The organism is Paenibacillus methanolicus (assembly GCF_008124765.1).
GTDB classification, from domain to species: Bacteria; Bacillota; Bacilli; order Paenibacillales; family Paenibacillaceae; genus Paenibacillus_Z; species Paenibacillus_Z methanolicus.
Genome location: NZ_VNHS01000012.1, coordinates 108,004 through 124,990 on the forward strand (window position 1 = coordinate 108,004; position 16,987 = coordinate 124,990).

16 protein-coding genes are annotated in these 16,987 nt (G+C 59.8%); 10 read left to right on the forward strand and 6 right to left on the reverse strand.

Annotated features, from left to right (window positions below; all coding sequences use genetic code 11):
• Nucleotides 1-127: 127 nt before the first annotated feature.
• From BCM02_RS28205 to BCM02_RS28220, 4 genes are all read left to right on the forward strand, one after another.
• Nucleotides 128-514 carry a hypothetical protein gene (locus BCM02_RS28205; RefSeq protein WP_148932481.1) on the forward strand — a complete coding sequence of 129 codons (387 nt, stop codon included), beginning with the start codon at nt 128-130 and terminating at the stop codon, nt 512-514.
• Nucleotides 515-846: 332 nt separating this feature from the next.
• Nucleotides 847-2,046, forward strand: a complete 1,200-nt coding sequence (locus tag BCM02_RS28210) for a glycosyltransferase family 2 protein (RefSeq protein WP_187434451.1) — start codon at nt 847-849, stop codon at nt 2,044-2,046.
• A 23-nt stretch (nt 2,047-2,069) separates the two neighbouring features.
• Nucleotides 2,070-3,254, forward strand: coding sequence for a glycosyltransferase family 4 protein (locus BCM02_RS28215; protein ID WP_148932483.1), 1,185 nt, complete (start codon nt 2,070-2,072; stop codon nt 3,252-3,254).
• 169 nt (nt 3,255-3,423) lie between these two features.
• The gene (locus BCM02_RS28220) at nt 3,424-4,170 is read left to right on the forward strand and encodes a GTP pyrophosphokinase (protein ID WP_148932484.1); all 747 of its coding nucleotides are present in this window, start codon (nt 3,424-3,426) and stop codon (nt 4,168-4,170) included.
• A 163-nt stretch (nt 4,171-4,333) separates the two neighbouring features.
• Here BCM02_RS28220 and BCM02_RS28225 read toward each other — a convergent pair whose 3' ends face one another.
• On the reverse strand, nt 4,334-4,870 hold the full coding sequence (locus tag BCM02_RS28225) for a hypothetical protein (RefSeq protein WP_148932485.1): 537 nt from the start codon (nt 4,868-4,870) through the stop codon (nt 4,334-4,336).
• 246 nt (nt 4,871-5,116) lie between these two features.
• Between BCM02_RS28225 and BCM02_RS28230 the strand changes: the two genes are divergently transcribed.
• From BCM02_RS28230 to BCM02_RS28245, 4 genes are all read left to right on the forward strand, one after another.
• Nucleotides 5,117-6,649: a stalk domain-containing protein gene (locus tag BCM02_RS28230; protein ID WP_148932486.1), complete on the forward strand. Its 1,533-nt coding sequence runs from the start codon at nt 5,117-5,119 to the stop codon at nt 6,647-6,649.
• 148 nt (nt 6,650-6,797) lie between these two features.
• Complete coding sequence (locus BCM02_RS28235; RefSeq protein ID WP_148932487.1) at nt 6,798-8,603, forward strand: B12-binding domain-containing radical SAM protein; 1,806 nt, start codon at nt 6,798-6,800, stop codon at nt 8,601-8,603.
• Nucleotides 8,604-8,876: 273 nt separating this feature from the next.
• Nucleotides 8,877-9,866 carry an L-glyceraldehyde 3-phosphate reductase gene (gene mgrA / locus BCM02_RS28240; RefSeq protein ID WP_148932488.1) on the forward strand — a complete coding sequence of 330 codons (990 nt, stop codon included), beginning with the start codon at nt 8,877-8,879 and terminating at the stop codon, nt 9,864-9,866.
• 180 nt (nt 9,867-10,046) lie between these two features.
• Complete coding sequence (locus BCM02_RS28245; protein WP_148932489.1) at nt 10,047-11,102, forward strand: hypothetical protein; 1,056 nt, start codon at nt 10,047-10,049, stop codon at nt 11,100-11,102.
• A gap of 328 nt (nt 11,103-11,430) precedes the next feature.
• On the opposite strand, the gene BCM02_RS28250 is transcribed toward BCM02_RS28245, so the two are convergent.
• The 4 genes from BCM02_RS28250 to mnmL form a co-directional block, all read right to left on the reverse strand.
• Entirely contained in the window at nt 11,431-12,399 is a 969-nt protein-coding gene (locus tag BCM02_RS28250) for a type I phosphomannose isomerase catalytic subunit (protein WP_148932490.1), read from the reverse strand.
• Nucleotides 12,400-12,476: 77 nt separating this feature from the next.
• Complete coding sequence (locus tag BCM02_RS28255) at nt 12,477-12,878, reverse strand: VOC family protein (RefSeq protein WP_148932491.1); 402 nt, start codon at nt 12,876-12,878, stop codon at nt 12,477-12,479.
• A gap of 24 nt (nt 12,879-12,902) precedes the next feature.
• The gene (mnmM, locus tag BCM02_RS28260) at nt 12,903-13,484 is read right to left on the reverse strand and encodes a tRNA 5-(aminomethyl)-2-thiouridylate-methyltransferase MnmM (protein WP_148932492.1); all 582 of its coding nucleotides are present in this window, start codon (nt 13,482-13,484) and stop codon (nt 12,903-12,905) included.
• Nucleotides 13,485-14,447: a tRNA modification radical SAM protein MnmL/YtqA gene (gene mnmL / locus BCM02_RS28265; protein ID WP_148932493.1), complete on the reverse strand. Its 963-nt coding sequence runs from the start codon at nt 14,445-14,447 to the stop codon at nt 13,485-13,487.
• 649 nt (nt 14,448-15,096) lie between these two features.
• Between mnmL and BCM02_RS28270 the strand changes: the two genes are divergently transcribed.
• Nucleotides 15,097-15,297, forward strand: coding sequence for a hypothetical protein (locus BCM02_RS28270; protein ID WP_148932494.1), 201 nt, complete (start codon nt 15,097-15,099; stop codon nt 15,295-15,297).
• A 337-nt stretch (nt 15,298-15,634) separates the two neighbouring features.
• Complete coding sequence (trmB, locus tag BCM02_RS28275; protein WP_148932495.1) at nt 15,635-16,417, forward strand: tRNA (guanosine(46)-N7)-methyltransferase TrmB; 783 nt, start codon at nt 15,635-15,637, stop codon at nt 16,415-16,417.
• Here trmB and BCM02_RS28280 read toward each other — a convergent pair.
• The gene (locus BCM02_RS28280; RefSeq protein ID WP_148932496.1) at nt 16,336-16,893 is read right to left on the reverse strand and encodes a phosphatase PAP2 family protein; all 558 of its coding nucleotides are present in this window, start codon (nt 16,891-16,893) and stop codon (nt 16,336-16,338) included. The two genes, trmB and BCM02_RS28280, sit on opposite strands and share 82 nt — an antisense overlap.
• Between the last annotated feature and the right edge of the window lie 94 nt (nt 16,894-16,987).

Genomic DNA, 16,987 nt, shown 5'->3' on the forward strand with positions numbered 1-16,987 from the left:
GGTCAGCCGATGGCCTGGCAACTCTCCCGAATCTAGCGAAAACAGGCGCGTGTCGCCGCCTGGAATCCACAATTTCGAAGCGCGCGTCACATAGAGTGGTAGAAATATGAAGGAGGATGTGGAGACGATGCCATTTACAACGAGTCTGCTCACGAATACGCGCGCCACGGGCACGGCCGTGACGAACGCCGTCGTCAACGTTCGCAACTTGGATCAGGTAGCGTCCGCGACGGTCATCGTGCAAGTATTTGCCGTGTCGGCCGTGACGCTGACGCTGTCGCCTGTGTACCAAACGGGGTTAGTAGTGCCCGCGAACAGCGCCGTCCGGCAGCAGTTCAACATTGCGGGCAATATTGCCTACGAGGTACAGCTTAGCATTATTACGCCGCTGCCCAACGCGCTGCTCTCCGTCTTCGGCGTCGATGAGTTCAACAACCTGGTGACCGGCCAGCGGGTGCTGCAGTCGGAGCTGACGGAGATTCCGGTGCTGACCCCCATCGAAGCCGGATTTTAAGCCGTTTCGCGCTCCTTTCGCCGCGGAAGCACGCTCCGCGGCGTCTTTTATGTCCGGGATAAGCGGCTTCAGGGATACGTGCACAGGCATTTCCGCAATCCTCCCATACACTGGTAAAAGAGGTTGTTCAAAAAGTCGCCGATTGATCGCGAAGCAGATCAAGGAGCAGCCCGGCGTCGAATCTTGCGTTCAGGCTTGAAGTCCGGTGCTCATTTAGGTTTGCCTAAACTCCGCTCCTCCTTCTTCGCCTTCATGCAACCTTCTCGGTGCTGAATCGTCGGCTTTTTGAACACGCGCTAAAAGGGATTTCATCCGCGCAAAGGAGGATGTTTATGGTTGATGTGGGGGTCGTCATGCCTGTATATAAGCAGGTTCCGGCTTTTCTCGAAGCGGCCATCCAATCGATCCTGACGCAGACGCTCCGCGAGTTCCGCTTCGTAATCGTGATCGACGGCGCGCCGGAGATGGAGACGCTGGCCAGAGAGTTCGTCGGTTCCGATCCCCGGGTGGAGATCATCCGGCATGACGTGAACCGCGGGGTCGCCGCGGCGCTGAACACGGGCTTTACGCATCTGGACAACGACGATCGGCTCTTGTACTGGACATGGGCTTCGAGCGATAACGTCTACCATCCGGCGTTTCTGGAGGTGCTTCGCGGCGCGCTGCACAGAGGGCCGAAGACGCTTGGCCTCGCGTACAGCTCGTTCAACAGCATCGACAACAAGGGGAACCGCGTTTTGGACGGCAAAGGGCTGCTGGCGCAGCGGGCGTATCAGTCGCAGCCGAAGGAAGCGCTGCTGGACGGATCGATCATTGGCGTTTCGTTTATGTATAAAGCGGAGTTCGCGCGCAAGATCGAGGGCTACCGACTGGAGCCGGTGGAGGATTACGAATATTGGCTCAGGCTATGCGAACAGTGCGAGATCCGCTTTGTTCCGGTGGAACTGGTCGACTACCGGGTCGATTCCACGCTGAGCGTGTCGGCGACGCTCAAGAGCGTGCATCAGCATCGCAGATGGCGTTACGCGTATCATCTGGCGAGGATGGAGGCTAGGCAGCGGCGGGGCATCGCGCCGGAAGTCACGCTGATCTATCCGCTGCGCAGCGCGGGTCAGGATGAGATCGATCGGCTGGAGAATGTCTACGAGCAGGTGTTCAGCAACTATCATATGCACGTGCTGGATTTGAGCGTCAATATGAGCGTAACGCGCAAGCTGAGCGAGATTTCCCATCCGACCACCGCTTTCCGCGCCTTCCCGAACGCTTCCTGGCAAGCCGCTCTTCGCGTCTTCTTGCGCGGCGTCGCGACGCCTTATACGATGGTGCTGGATTCGCGCCTGTTCCCCGAACCGATGGATTTGAGAATACTCGTGCAGCAGCTGAACCGCACCGGCGGCGACGTGCTGTCGGACTTCTATACGGACGATCGGCAGGTCGGCTACCGGTATCCGGGAGACGGACGTTCCGTGACGGATTTCGCGGGCGAGCTGTTCCGGACGCCGGCGCTGGCGAAGCTGACGGGGGTCCATTAAACCGGGCGAAGGGAGCGGCAACGATGAAAATTTTATTCACGTTCTATAATCCCAGCGGCGGCATGGAGACGCTCAACCGCATCCGGTGCCAAGCGCTCGGAGAGAAGGGTTTCGAGTGCCACCTGGTGTACAAAATGGGCGGGTCGGGCATGCAAAACATCCGCAACATCCCGACGCATATCGTGGAGAACGTCAAGGAGCTGAAAGACCTGCTCGCGCGCGAACGGTATGACGCCATCGTCGTATGCACGGACAGCTACCTGTTGGAGGCGGTGCGGCAGGCCGGCTACCGGGGCTGTCTGATCTACGAGGTGCAGGGGCTCGGAACGCCGGAGACGGCCAAGCAAATCATGAATGACTTCGAGGAGCGGGTGCGCGAGAACGCGGACGCGATCGTGTATCCGAGAACGAAGCAGCTGGAGGAGCTGATGCGCGAGCACTTAAGCGACTTGCCGCAGTACTGCTTCGACGATCCGCTGCCGGTCGGCACGTTCGGCTATGAAGCCTATCCGCCGCATCAAGCGCCGATCCTCGGCTGGGTCGGACGGATCGAGCCGAACAAGAACTGGCGCGAATTTCTGGAGATCGGCTTCCGGCTGACGGTCGAGAAGCCGGACCTGCAGCTGTGGATATTCGAAGACCGCGCGCTCTCGCAGCCGGCGGAGCGCGAGGCGTTCGACGCGCTCGTCGCCAAGCTGGGGCTTGAGAAGCGGCTCTACCAGTACGACTGCGTGCCGCATCATCTCATGGCGGATTACTATTCGATCATCGGCGATTCGGGCGGGTTTCTGTGCTCGACCTCGATTATGGAAGGCTTCGGCTACGCGGTGGCCGAGGCGCTGCTCTGCCGGTGTCCGGTTCTGTCCACCGATTCGGGCGGCATTCGAAGGTTCATTACGCACGACGAGACGGGCAAGCTGTATGCCCGAGGCAATCTGATGGAAGCGATCGAGCAGGCAGACCGGCTGATGAACGACCGCGCGGTTCGGGAGCGTATCCGGGATAACGGCGTCCGGCATATTTCGGAACAGTTCGCCCCTGCGCGGTATACCGCGCACTTCGCGGCCATGCTGCGGCAGCTTGGCGTGAAGCCAAAGCCGGCCGAACCCGAATCCAAGCCGGGTATCATGCCGCGCTTCGCGAGCGCCCGTCTGGGCATCTCGCGATTCGTCGGGAAGGCGGATAAGGACGGCCGAACGCCAACCTGACGCGAGTCCCCTCGTGGTACCGTTACCCCCGCGCCTTCCGCGGGGGTATTGGCGCTCTGCGAAGCTGCCGGCCATTTTGGACAATCAAGGCGGGTTACGGTATGCTGAGGCTGAGGCCCGTTCGCGGGTGCCGCAGCAGGACAAGCAAGCGCAAGGGGGAGTTGTGGCCATGAGCCCGCAGGAGTCCATCGAACATTTTCGCCAGTTGAAACATACGATTACCCGGTTCATGATGGTGTACAAATTCGCGCTCGACGAGATGGAGACGAAGATCGATATACTGAAGGAAGAGTTCCAGCTGCTCCATGATTATAATCCGATCGAACATACGAAATCCCGGCTGAAGTCGCCCGAGAGCATCATGAACAAGCTGTTCCGCAAGAAGCTCGACATCTCGCTGGACAGCATCCGCAACAATATCCGCGACATCGCCGGCCTGCGGATCACATGCTCGTTCATCTCGGATATCTACCGGGTGCGCGACATGCTGGCCGGGCAATCCGACCTGGTCGTGCTGGAGACCAAGGACTACATTCGCGACCCGAAGCCGAACGGCTACCAAAGCTTGCATATGCTGCTCGAGGTGCCGGTCTTCATGTCGGACCGGGTGGAGCGCGTCTGCATCGAGGTGCAGATCCGGACGATCGCCATGGATTTCTGGGCGAGCTTGGAGCATAAAATTTTCTATAAATACAATGAAGCGGTGCCCGAGCGGCTCGTGGCGGAGCTGAAAGCGGCGGCAGAGTCGGCCACGGCGCTGGATCGCCAGATGGAGCGGCTGCACCTCGAGATGAACGAGCTGAAGGAAGGCCGGCTGATCGAAGAAGAGGAGCTGCGGCATATACAGCTGAACAACCAGCAATTTTCCATCCCGGCCGCGCTGCTCGAACTGATCGAAGGCGATGGCCGTGATTAGTTGCCTCCGATTCGCTCGCCCTCGGACAAGCCGGCGGAGTCGTGAACGCGCCGCGCAGTTGGGGTGGAATATCGCAGTGCCTACGAATAAGCAGCGCATACGATCAAAAGAGGCTGAATTCGTCATCGTCCCCGATGACGGCTCGGCCTCTTTGCGTTGTGCGTTATTTGCGCGCGGCAACCAGCTCCTCTAGCGTTCGGAGCGCATGTTCCAACAGGTCCGGAAGATCCTCCATCTGCTCTTCGTCGATCTTGCGGTTGAAGGTCAGCTCCGCCGCGTGCGCGTAAGTCGAGGCGGGCTGTGTCTCATCTATCTTATACTGCAGCGTTTGGATGGGCGGCTGCTCCGGCTCCCAAATCCCGGCGAGTATGTCCCGGATGCGGGCGCAATCGGCGTCCGCCGTCTCGCGCGGCAGCTGCTGATGGAACCGAAGCGTCAGCCGGCAGCCGGGCTTCTGCCCCGCGAGTTCCATCATTTCCGCGGCGAGTTCCGCAAGCGACGCTTCCAATAGCAGTTCGGCTTCGATCGCCGGCGCCTCCCGTAGGGCGAACCGGATCGCGAACGTACGGGACATGACCGCCATATCGAGCAGATCGCGCCGTCCCGTGACGGTGATTCTCGCATCCAGATTGTCCAGATCGTAGAGCTGATTCTCGAACGCTACCTTTAAATTATCGTAAATCGACGGGTCGAATAGCATGGTCGGTCCTCCTTGAAGGTGGGGCGTTTCACTGACATTCCACCACTATAGCATGCCGGATTGCCAGGGCGCCATGCGCGCGAATCCTTCGTCATGGGACTTTTGGCGGCCTGCCGCCGGTTTGGCTGCGGTAGTCCTTTTCAGCGACTTTTAAGCAGTCAAACCAATCTTTATTCATAGACAGCGCATAGGCCCTCTGATAGGATAGCCTCATGGGAGATTACAGAAACCGGAGGATACCTGACCATGAATATCAACCCTTTTAAACAACGGATGGTGGCATCCGTTCTCGCAGCAGGGCTCGTGCTTGCGCCTCTTCCCGCTCTGCAGCCGGGGGTGGCGGCCGCGGCTTCGGCCAGCGCGCAGACATCCGTCATGAAAGTATTCGTGGATGGCGTCAACCTGACATTGCCGCAGGCTCCGACGGTGAAGAACGGCGCGACCCTCGTTCCGATGCGCGCGATCTTCGGCGCGCTTCGCGCTAACGTGACGTGGGACGCGCAGACGAAGACGGTTCTCGCGACCAAGGGCAACGATTATATTTCGCTGAAGATCGGTTCCGCTTATGCCGTGAAGAACGGCGCCTCCGTCAAGCTTCAGACCGCGGCCGAGCAGAAGAACGGCACGACGCTCGTCCCGCTTCGCTTCGTAGCCGAAGCGCTGGGCGCGGAAGTCTCGGTGGATGCGAAGCAACGGGTCATCCGGATCACTTCTGACCCGCAGGACGCGGAAGAGGAAGATACGACGGGCGGCGAGACCGAAGCGGCAGCCGAAGCGCTGACCACGCAGGAGATCGTCGCGATGAACGACGAGAAGGTCGTCATGATCACGACCGACCAAGCGCAAGGCAGCGGCGTCGTCGTAGGCGGCAACTTGATCTTGACCAACTATCATGTCGTGGCGAGCGCGTCTAAGGCAACGGTCGCGCTGAACGACAACTCGGCGCTTGGCGTCAAAGGCATCGTCGCGGTGAACGAAGCCGCCGATCTGGCGCTCATTCAGACGGAGAGCGCGCTTAGCGTCTCCCCGGTGCAGCTGGCCAGTCCCTTCTTCGTGGAGAAAGGCAGCCGCGTCGTGACGATCGGCAGCCCGCTTGGCTTCCAGAACACGGCGGCCGAGGGACTGATCAGCAACATCACGTACGAAGGCGGCACGCTGTACTATCAGACGAGCGCGCCGATCGACCACGGCAGCTCCGGCGGCGCCATGTTCAACGAGAGCGGCGAGCTGCTCGGCATTACGACGTCGAAGATCGAGGGGACGAGCGCGGATTTGAACTTCGCGGTCTCCGTCCGCCACGTGCTGGCGCTGCTTCAGGAGTACAGCATGAATCCGAAGACGGCGGCGTTCGAGCCGGCATCCGAGCTGAAGCTTGAGGGCGCGACGACCGAAGATATCCGCAAGGCGTTCGCGGACAACTTCGGCACCGTCACGACGACGGAAGGGACGACCGAGCTGAAGAACGTCGAAGTGACGCGCGACGCATCGGGCTGGCTGGTCATTAACGCCGTCATTGACTCGTCCTTCTACATGCTCTTCGGGGACAAGACGGCCGACGATCTCCGTTATTGGGCGATCGACGCGGGAGCGGCGCTGCGCAAAGCGCTGCCGAACCAAACGATCCAGCTGTCCGTCTATTACCAGCAAGAGTTCAACTTCGAGCCGCGCGGTTTCGCGTCCGGCGAAGTGACGAAGCTTGCGAACGGCAAATGGCAGGTGCGCTACCCGGTCGTCGATTTGCAGGAGAACGACAAAATGTACGTTCGCGTACGCACGTAAAGCAGGCAGGCCGCCAGGCTTGCGCGCGAAGGGCACGTCCCGCTGGCAGAATTCGCATCTCGCCGCCAGCGGACGCGCCCTTCTTTTTTGCCCCTTGATCCGGTACAATAAGAACACCATGCCTATACGAAAAGGGAATGAAACGCACATGAAAGTCGTTCTGGCGACCTTGAACGCCAAATATATTCACACCTCGCTCGCGCTGCGCTGCCTGAAAGCTTATTGCGGCGACGAGTTCGATATCGACATTGCCGAGTACACGATTAAAGACCCTGCCATGAATATTGTGTCCGATATTTTCGTCCGCAAGCCGGCCGTCGTCGGATTCTCCTGCTACATTTGGAATATCGAAGAGACGATCATCGTCATCGACATGCTGCGCAAAATCATGCCCGAAGTGAAGATCGTCCTCGGCGGGCCGGAAGTCAGCTATGACGTCGAGTTCTGGATGGACCGGCTGCGCGACATCGATTACATCGTCGTCGGCGAAGGCGAAGAGACGTTCCACCATCTGCTGACGGAGCTGCGCGACGGCACGAACAAATTCCATATGGTCTTCGGGGTAGCCTATCGCAAGACGCTGAAAGACGGCAACGCCGAAATTCGCGTGAACCCGGGCCGGCCGAAGCTCGATTTGGCCAAGCTGCCTTCGCCGCATCGGTTCGAGGAAGACCTGCCGAAGCTGGGGAGCCGCGTCGTCTATTTCGAGACGAGCCGCGGTTGTCCGTTCAGCTGCCAGTTCTGCTTGTCGAGCATCGAGGTCGGCGTCCGTTATTTCGATATCGAACGGACCAAGGCGGATATTCTGTTCCTCATCGCCCAAGGGGCGAAACTGATCAAATTCGTCGACCGCACGTTCAACATCAAGCGGGATTACGCGCTGGAGATGTTCAAGTTCTTGATCGAGAACCATCAGGGCTGCGTGTTTCAATTCGAGATCACGGCCGATATTATGCGTCCGGAAGTGCTCGATTATTTGGCCGAGCACGCGCCGCCGGGCGTCTTCCGGTTCGAGATCGGCGTGCAGTCGACGAACGATCCGACGAACGAAGCGGTGCAGCGCCGCCAGAATTGGACGAAGCTCGTGCGCACCGTCACGAAGGTGAAGGACAGCAGGAAGATCGACCAGCATCTCGACTTGATCGCCGGGTTGCCGCATGAGGATTACGATACGTTCCGCAAAACCTTCAACGACGTGTTCGCCCTTCGGCCGGAGGAGCTGCAGCTGGGCTTCCTGAAGATGCTGCGCGGCACCGGGATGCGGATCGACGCGGACAAATACGGCTACAAGTACCAGGAGCGCGCGCCGTACGAAATGCTGAGCAACGACCTGCTGCCGTTCGGCGACATCGTGCGAATCAAGCGCGTCGAGGACGTGCTCGAGAAGTATTGGAACGCGCACCGGATGGATCATGCGCTGCTCTACCTTGTGGAGCGCGTCTTCCCGTCGCCGTTCGATTTCTTCCAGCAGTTCGGCGACTTCTGGGAAGGGCGCGGCTGGCAGAAGATCGGCCATCAGCTCGAGGATCTGTTCTCGCGGCTATGGGCGTTCCTGCAGGAAGGCGCGGGCGAATGGCGGGATTCCCAATCCGGCCTGCCGTGGAACCCGGACGTCGTGCTGGGGCTCATGAAGTACGACTACTTCCTGAACCACAACTACAAGCCGCGCAAAGTATGGTGGGACTTCACGATGGACAAGGCGGTCTGGAACGGCTGGATGCAGCGGCTGGCCGATCGTCCGCAGGACGTCTCCGCCGAATTCGCGGCGCTGGGCTTGGGCGAGAAGGAGCTGCACAAGCACGCCGTCATCGAGCGGCTGCCGTTCGATCTGGCCGCCTTCCTGGCGACCGGCGAAGTGCGCGCCGATGCGGACACGCTGCTGATCGTCCTATACGGCGGCGCGGCGAAGCCTCATCTGCTGCGCCTGGCGAAGGCGGAGCAGTCGCTGGCGTAAGTTTCAGCGTTCACGCCACGCCGCCGTTGTGAGGCGCGTAGCCTAATACGGAATCGATAGCAGAAGAGCGTGCCGCGAGGCGCGCTCTTAGCCGTTCACCGAATAACCGCTCAAGCTAACGCTCCAACCTCCCGCAGCCGCCCGTCCGCCAAATTTGCATAAAATAATGCCAACCGCTTCATTGTGCAACCGATTTGCACAGGTGTAGAATGAGAGAGTTAGTAGCTTTATATTCGACCTGTCTGGCACAGGATAAGGAGCGATAGGTAGCCCATGGTATATCAAGCAAACGAAGCTCGCTACGAAACGATGAAGTATAACCGATCCGGACGTTCCGGACTGAAGCTGCCGGCCATCTCGCTCGGACTTTGGCATAATTTTGGCGGCGTAGACAAATTCGAGACGGGCCGGGAGATTTTGCACCGGTCGTTCGATTTGGGCATCACGCATTTCGACTTGGCGAATAACTACGGACCGCCTCCGGGCTCCGCGGAAGAAATGTTCGGCCGCGTGCTGGCGACCGACTTCAAGCCGTACCGCGACGAGATGATCATCTCGACGAAAGCCGGCTACTACATGTGGAAAGGCCCGTACGGCGAGTGGGGCTCGCGCAAATACATGATCTCCTCGCTGGACCAAAGCTTGAAGCGGCTCGGCACGGATTACGTCGATATTTTCTACCATCACCGTCCGGATCCGGATACGCCGATGGAAGAGACGATCGGCGCGCTTGACCACATCGTCCGTTCGGGCAAAGCGCTATACGCGGGCATCTCCAATTACTCCGCGGAGCAAGCGGCGCAAGCGATCGAGATCGCCAATCGCCTAGGTACGCCGATCCTTATTCATCAGCCGTCGTACAGCATGCTCAATCGCTGGATCGAAGGCGGGCTGCAGGACGTGCTGGACGCGGGCGGCGTAGGCAGCATCGTCTTCAGTCCGCTTGCGCAGGGACTGTTGTCGGGCAAATACTTGAACGGCATTCCGAGCGACTCTCGCGCGGCAGGGGCGTCCGTGTTCCTCAACGAGAAGAACATTACGCCGGAGCTGGTCGAGAAGCTGCGTCAGTTGAACGACGTCGCGGCCAACCGCGGGCAATCGCTGGCCCAGCTGGCGCTGGCTTGGGTATTGCGCGGCGGACGCGTCACGTCCGCGCTGATCGGCGCAAGCAAGGTGAGTCAGGTCGAAGACAGCGTCGCGGCGCTGAACAATCTCGAATTCTCGGCAGACGAGCTGGCGCGCATCGAAGCGATTTTGAAATAGGATATACAGGGGCTGACCGCGAGGTCGGCTCCTTTTTTATGCGACGGACCAAAATACACGCTTTCTTCACAGCTTCGCAGGCAACCGCGAGTTATAATCTAACTAGAAAATACTCCCAAATTAACGAATGCACGGACTTGGCGGCTTCGACCGCCTTTATTCGAAGAGGAGGCGATTCGCATGACGATGATCGGCGTTTCGAGAGGGCGATTATTCGGGTTTCTGACGGCGGCGTGTCTGGTGCTGCTCGCGGATTGGTTCGCCATTCGCGCGTCCGCGGCGGACGATCGGCCGTTCGTTGCGTTCGGCGTCCTGTTCGACGCCGCGTTGACGGTGCCCCTCCTATACTACTTCCTGGTCGTGCGCCGGCGGGGCGGCGGATGGAAGACGGTTCTTCCCGCCGCGGCGGTTGCGCTCCTCGCGGCCTGGTTCATGCTGCCGCCGCAGACGAGAGACGCCGTATGGCTGTTCGAGGCCGTGCTGCTGCCGCTCGAAATCGCGATCATCGCGGTGGAGACGCGTTTCGCCTGGCGCATCGTTTGCGCCTATCGAGAAGAGCGTCGGCGCGAAACGGACGGAGCGGAGGCGATCCGCGCCGTCTTTCGTCGGCATATCGGCGATGGGGGAGTGAAGGCGCTGCTTCGGCATGAAACGATCATGTACTATTACGCGTTCTTCTCCTGGGGGCGCAACCAAAGCAAACGGAGAGAGGAGCCCCATCCGCCCGCGTTCACCTACGGGGAGGGCAGCCTGGCCGCGACGATCACGTTCGTTGTTATCGTCCTTGCGGATACGGCGGCCATGCACCTGCTGATCGGCCTTTGGTCGGACATCGCCGCCTGGGTGACCTCCCTCCTTAATCTTTGGCTGCTGATCTTGCTTGTCGCCGACTACCGGGCTTCCCGTCTTCAAAAGGTTACGATCGCCGGCGGCACGCTGCGCATCCGCTACGGGCTCAAGCTGCAGGCGGATATCCCGCTCGCCGTAATCGCCTCCGCTCAAGCGGCGTCGGAATTTCAGATTGATCGCCGGGAGAGGCGCGCCTCGGCCGAAGGGGCGACCTTCCTCCAGCCGCCGAACGTCCGAATTGAACTTGCCGGGCTGCGGCAGGTGGAGGGGATGCTCGGTTTGCCAAGCAAGGCCGACAAAATCTATCTCGCCATGGACCAGCCGCGCGCGTTCGTGGAAGAGTTGAAGCGGCATCTCCCGGATTACGAGCCGCACGTGCGGAATTAGCAGGCGTCTCGGCCGGCCATATCCCGCGCCGCGCGTAGTCCCGGCGAACGTGCAGGGCGCGCGCCGACAGTCAGAGCTTGGGTCCGATGAACCTTCCTCATGCACCGCATCCTCAACAAGCACATGCCCAAGGCGAAACGGCTATCGCCGTCTTTGAGGCGATGCGCGTTTCGTTCCGGAGAAATATAAGGTGATTTATAGGCGGGAAACTTATGAATTCTTATATTTCAAAAAAGCCTCGGATTCCGCATGACGCGAAATCCGAGGCTTTCCTTTTCCGACTAGGATGTTCCCAAAGACTGCGAAATGTCGCCGCTCGGCAGCTCCCTTACGGAGCCACGCTGCGCAGCACCGTCATTTCGCCATCCAGCTCGTAGCCGCCGAGGTTCGCCGGGAGCAGGAAGCATTCGCCGGCTTTGACGTCCAGCGAGCCGCCGGTCCAGCCGAGCTTCCCCGTTCCTTCGGCCACGACGAGAATGACGAAGCTCTCCGGCGACGTCGCTTGCTGCCACGGCCGGCGGACGACGCCTTTGTCGACGGTGAAATACGGGGAAGAGGCGATGGATAGCCACTCGTTCGCGCCGAGGCCGTCCGTCTTCATGCGCGTCGCGCCGGCGCCTTCGTACGCCGTCACGTTGAGCGAGTCCTCGACGTGCAGCTCGCGCGGATTGCCGTCCAGCCCCGGGCGGTTGTAGTCGAACACGCGGTAGGTCGTATCGGAGTTCTGCTGTATTTCCGCGACGACGACGCCCGCGCAGAGCGCGTGCACCGTGCCGGCCGGGATGTAGAACGCGTCTCCCGCTTCGACCGGTACTTCCTGCAGCGCGTCCATGACGCGGCCTTCTTCGATCGCGGCGGCCAGCTCGGCGCGGCCGATGCCGTCTTTCAGGCCATAGATGATTTTGGCGCCCGGCTTGGCGTCGAGGATGTACCACATTTCCGTCTTGCCCAGCTCCCCTTCCGGCAGGCGGTCGTAATCGTCGGTCGGATGGACTTGAATCGACAGGTCGTCATTGCAGTCGAGCAGCTTGATGAGCAGCGGGAAACGTCCGTTTTTCGCCGAGAAGCCGTTCGTGCCGAAAAACTCGCGTCCGTATCGCTCTCGGATCACGTCCAGCCCGAGTCCGGCCAGCTCGCCGTTCACGACCTTCGTCGTGCCGTTCGGGTGATCGCCGATCATCCAGCCTTCGCCGATGGCGCCTTCCGGCAGTTCCAGGCCGAAATTCTCCAGGGCGCGGCCGCCCCATACGCGTTCTTTCATCTCCGGTTTAAATTGCAGCGGATACGGTTGTACCATTGTCAATCTCTCCTCATCCCATGATTTCTCTATCTGTTGCCCGTATGTAAAGCGTACCCGTTTTGGGCTGGGCGCGTCTAAACGGTCGGTTGCGGAGCGGGCTGGAACATCTCCAGAAACTCGCCGTCGGGTCCGTAAAAGAAGAAGTACCGGGCGCCGTTAGGCAGCGTCGTAATCTCGGTGTCGCGCAGCGGTACGTTCAACGCCTGGATACGCGCGAACTCGGCTTCCACGTCATCGACCGTGAAGGCGATGTGGTGGACGCGTCCCTCCGCCGGCAGCTCGTCCTGGTAACCTTCAATCAGCTCCAGCTCGGTGTCGCCCGATTCCGCGCCGGCCAGGAAGGCCAGGCGAATGACGCCGTTCGTGTGCGTCAAGGCGTATTGATAGACAAGACCGACGACCTCCGTATAAAACGTGACGGATTTCTCAATGTTGCGGACCATTAGCCCGACATGCTCCAATTTGCGAACTGCCATAGCGCGAACGCCTCCTCTATGAAATTAAGTTCTTTTTTCTACCGCGATTAAATAAGGAGCCGTAGGTTTTTGCGCCATTCGGTACAGCATCGTCTGGGCGGCAACCTGCGGCAAGGCCGACGCCCAGGCTTCGATCGCCGCCGCTTCGGCGTCGCCGCCCTCGTGGCCGGGGTAGAGCACGGCGGTGACGATGCCGCCCGGCCGAAGAACGCCGAGCGCCGCTTCGAGCGCGTCGATCGACGAGCGCGTCTGCGTGATGACGGACGGATCGGCCCCCGGCAAATACCCGAAGTTGAACATCGCCGCGCCAACCTTGCCATGCAAAGCCGGTTCGACATGCTCCCGGATACGGGCGTGGCTATCCAGGACGGCGCGCAAGCTCGGCATACGCCCTTCCTCGGCGAGCGGAGCCAGACGTTCCCGCGTTCGCGCGATCGCCTGCTCCTGCACGTCGAAGGCGTAGACGGTACCGCGCGGTCCGGTCAACCCGGCGAGGAAAAGCGTGTCCACGCCGTTGCCGCACGTGCCGTCGATGACGGCGTCGCCGGGCTGCACCCGTTCCTGGACGAGGCGATGGGCCATGCTGAGTACGGAGAGGAAGCCCATTTACTTCACCTCCCGCAGCTTGCCCTGCCACGTGTCGCGGCGCCGCAGTTCTTTGTCGATCCCGTTCAGCACATCCCACTTGTTGGTGCTCCACATCGGCCCGATGAGCAGATCGCGCGGCGCGTCGCCGGTCACCCGGTGCACGATCATCTCCGGCGGCAGCAATTCCAGCGTATCGACGACCAAGTCGACGTACTCGTCCCGTTCGAGGAAGCGAAGCAGGCCGGCTTCGTACTGCTTGACCATCGGCGTTTTGCGCATGAGGTGTAGCAGGTGGATTTTGATGCCCTGCACGTCCATCCGGGCGACGGCGCGGGCAGTATCCAGCATCATCTCGCGCGTCTCCTGCGGCAGGCCGTAAATAATATGGGCGCACACGCGGATGCCGCGTGCCCGCAGCCGTTCGACCGCATCGAGATAGCATGCGGTATCGTGGGCGCGATTAATGAGGGCAGAGGTCGACTCATGAATCGTCTGCAGCCCCATCTCTACCCACAGATACGTCCGCTCGTTCAGCTCGGCCAAATAATCGACGACGTCGTCGGGGAGACAATCCGGCCGGGTCGCGATGGACAAGCCGACGACGCCCGGCAGCGCCAGTATCGTCTCGTAATACTCGCGCAGCTCTTCGACCGGCGCATATGTATTCGTATAGGCTTGGAAGTAGCCGATATATTGCGCGTCCGGCCATTTCTGATGCTGGCGGTCGCGGATCGCGTTGAATTGCGTGACGAGATCGTCCCGGCGGCTGCCGGCGAAGTCGCCCGACCCGCGCGCGCTGCAGAACGTGCAGCCGCCCTTGGCGATCGACCCGTCACGGTTCGGACACGTAAACCCGGCGTCGAGCGTTACCTTGAACACTTTGCCGTGAAACTGCTCGCGCATCTCGTAATTCCACGTGTGGAACCGTTTATCGCTCCACATCAGGGGCTCGATCAAATCGGCTTTCGCCCTAGCTTGCATGATTCAGACTCCTATACATCGAGGTTAATCACCATTGTAGCGAAAAAAACCGGCAAAGGCTATGAACGGCCGGGGGATTTGGGTGGTTGGAAAGTCCCGATTTTGCGGGAAATCCCGGTTTTCATTCCTAAAGGCAAGGCGTACCTTGGAACCAAGGTGCCCCGAAGCCTCCCTTCGAGCAAAGCAAGGAGGGCAATGTTTCAGAAAACGTCAGCCTGGCGGCCCGGCCGACAAGCGAGTCCAAGCACGCAGCGCCATTAATCCGACGAAGCACCGCCAACCACCCAAGGCATCCACGTCCTGAGGGTTGTGCCCAGCTTTCTAAGTCCTCCTCGAGCGTAAGCTTTGTCCGCAAGGACAAAAGCGTGCCAACTCGAAATCACCCGCCACCCGCGAACAAGCGAACCCGCACGAAACGGGTGTCCAGAGGGCGGAGCCCTCGGATCCCCCTCGGCGGAGGGGGTAGGGGGAGGGTATAATTTAGGCGACCCATCTGGAAAATATCTCTTGCTTAACCTTACATGATGTGTTATCTTAAAAGTGCGACAGATCAATACTTACAAGCATTTCGCCACCATTCCTACCCTTGTCATAGCAAGTCGGTTTTCTGGAAATACTGTCACTATAAAACCGCATGAGGTGATGGAGAATGAACGGACAAGTGAAAATTCCGCAAGGCGATCAGAAGGTAACGGTAGAGCTGACGATGAAAGAATTGATGGCGCTTGCAGGCATCCGGTTTCACGGCAACCACAACATCGAGGTGTCCGCGCGCAAGAAGCTCAACTCCGTGCTCGAAGAGAAGTACGACATTGAAGGCGGCAGTCAGCCGCGCCAAATGCTCAACTAACATCCGATTAAGAAGCATGCGGATTCAGCCGCCGGCAGCGCGCCGGCGGCTTTTTATCTTTTGCGCGCGAACCTTTACAAGCCCCTGTCCCACCTGTCACAATAAGGACTAGCTTATGCTTATAGAGGAAGTTCAAAAAGTCGCCAATTGATCACGAAGTAAATCAAGGTGTAACGCGGCATCGAATCTGGCGTTCAGGCTTGAAGTCCGGTGCTCATTTAGGTTAGCCTAAAGCCTAAACTCCGCTCCTCCTTCTTCGCCATCCCGCCACCTTCTCGGTGCTGAATGGTCGACTTTTTGAACACGTACTTATAGATGATGGAGGAATCAATCGACAATGCGTCTTAGAGGAAGAAAAGGAATACTGGAAGCGATCGAGAACCAAAAGGATCTTTGCGTGCTGGATGCGAAGCCGCATAAAGGACGCTGGCGCGAATTTTTCGGCAACGATAATCCGATATATATCGAGCTTGGCATGGGGAAGGGCAAATTCATCAGCGAGATGAGCGTGCGCAATCCCCACATTAATTTCATCGGCGTCGACATGTATGACGAGCTGATCCGCCGGGCGAGCGAGAAGGCGCGTAACGCTTGGGCCGAGCAAGGCGTAGACTCGCCGCCGAATCTGGCGCTGCTGCGCGTGAATATCGAAGGCATCGAGGAGATGTTCGCCCCGGGCGAGATCCAGCGCATTCATCTCAACTTCAGCGACCCGTGGCCCAAGGCCAAGCATGCGCGCAGAAGGCTGACGCATCGGCGTTTCGTGGCTAAGTATATGGAGATTTTGAACGAGCGCGGCGAGATTCACTTTAAGACCGACTCGCTGTCGTTGTTCGAATTCTCGCTGAACAGCTTCGCGGACATGGAGCTGGTGATGCGCAACATCTCGCTTCATTTGCATAAGGACGAGATTCGCGACGATCTGGTGCTGACCGAATACGAGTCCAAATTCGTCGAACGCGGCAATAACATCCACCGCGTGGAGGTCGTCATCGGCGCGGAAGCGCTGGCGGCGCACCGCAAGGCGAAACTCGAAGCTCAGAAGAACGACCAAAGCGAAGAGACGAGCACGGCGGTAGACGAGCCGAGCACGGCGCCGGCCGCGACATCGGAAGGATAATGCAAGCCTAAGTACATCCGCGACCAGGCGACGGACAGTCCGATCAGCAGCGCGGCCGGCAGCAGGGCGGGCAGCAGCGACGCGTCCGCCATCAGCCAAGGCGCGAGCCAGGCGGTGATCGCCGTCGTATGGCCGGACGGGAACGACGGATCCTGCAGCGGTTTGGCCGCGCAATGCAGGTGCGGCAGTTTCTGATAGGGCCGCAGCCGGCGGAATTTGCGTTTTACGAGCGCGACCGGCAGATGGCTGAGCGCGACGGCTGCGAGACTTTGAGCGCCTGCCGCCCCCCAGGGGGCGGGGGCCAAGCATGCCACCAACAGGGCGGAGATCAGCGTGAAGCTGGCTCCGCCCATGTGCGTTATCGTGCCAAGCCACCTTCCGAGCATGCGTTCCATCATCCGGTTTATCGGTCTGCGATTCGCCCAAGCCAGCAGGGCGTGTTCCCTGCCCCTGAGCCAAGCCACCATTGTTTGCATCCCTCATCCCTCCGCAACACGCATTCAGGCGGCGCATCCGGCGCCCGATTATCCCCATTCTACCGGTTCAATGTTCGCGCCGTGTCAACGGCTT

Bases quoted from the DNA above. Each gene is read 5' to 3' on its own strand.
- BCM02_RS28205 (WP_148932481.1), top strand. From the start codon at position 128: ATGCCATTTACAACGAGTCTGCTCACGAATACGCGCGCCACGGGCACG.
- BCM02_RS28210 (WP_187434451.1), top strand. From the start codon at position 847: ATGGTTGATGTGGGGGTCGTCATGCCTGTATATAAGCAGGTTCCGGCT.
- BCM02_RS28215 (WP_148932483.1), top strand. From the start codon at position 2,070: ATGAAAATTTTATTCACGTTCTATAATCCCAGCGGCGGCATGGAGACG.
- BCM02_RS28220 (WP_148932484.1), top strand. From the start codon at position 3,424: ATGAGCCCGCAGGAGTCCATCGAACATTTTCGCCAGTTGAAACATACG.
- BCM02_RS28225 (WP_148932485.1), bottom strand. From the start codon at position 4,870: ATGCTATTCGACCCGTCGATTTACGATAATTTAAAGGTAGCGTTCGAG.
- BCM02_RS28230 (WP_148932486.1), top strand. From the start codon at position 5,117: ATGAATATCAACCCTTTTAAACAACGGATGGTGGCATCCGTTCTCGCA.
- BCM02_RS28235 (WP_148932487.1), top strand. From the start codon at position 6,798: ATGAAAGTCGTTCTGGCGACCTTGAACGCCAAATATATTCACACCTCG.
- mgrA (WP_148932488.1), top strand. From the start codon at position 8,877: ATGGTATATCAAGCAAACGAAGCTCGCTACGAAACGATGAAGTATAAC.
- BCM02_RS28245 (WP_148932489.1), top strand. From the start codon at position 10,047: ATGACGATGATCGGCGTTTCGAGAGGGCGATTATTCGGGTTTCTGACG.
- BCM02_RS28250 (WP_148932490.1), bottom strand. From the start codon at position 12,399: ATGGTACAACCGTATCCGCTGCAATTTAAACCGGAGATGAAAGAACGC.
- BCM02_RS28255 (WP_148932491.1), bottom strand. From the start codon at position 12,878: ATGGCAGTTCGCAAATTGGAGCATGTCGGGCTAATGGTCCGCAACATT.
- mnmM (WP_148932492.1), bottom strand. From the start codon at position 13,484: ATGGGCTTCCTCTCCGTACTCAGCATGGCCCATCGCCTCGTCCAGGAA.
- mnmL (WP_148932493.1), bottom strand. From the start codon at position 14,447: ATGCAAGCTAGGGCGAAAGCCGATTTGATCGAGCCCCTGATGTGGAGC.
- BCM02_RS28270 (WP_148932494.1), top strand. From the start codon at position 15,097: ATGAACGGACAAGTGAAAATTCCGCAAGGCGATCAGAAGGTAACGGTA.
- trmB (WP_148932495.1), top strand. From the start codon at position 15,635: ATGCGTCTTAGAGGAAGAAAAGGAATACTGGAAGCGATCGAGAACCAA.
- BCM02_RS28280 (WP_148932496.1), bottom strand. From the start codon at position 16,893: ATGCAAACAATGGTGGCTTGGCTCAGGGGCAGGGAACACGCCCTGCTG.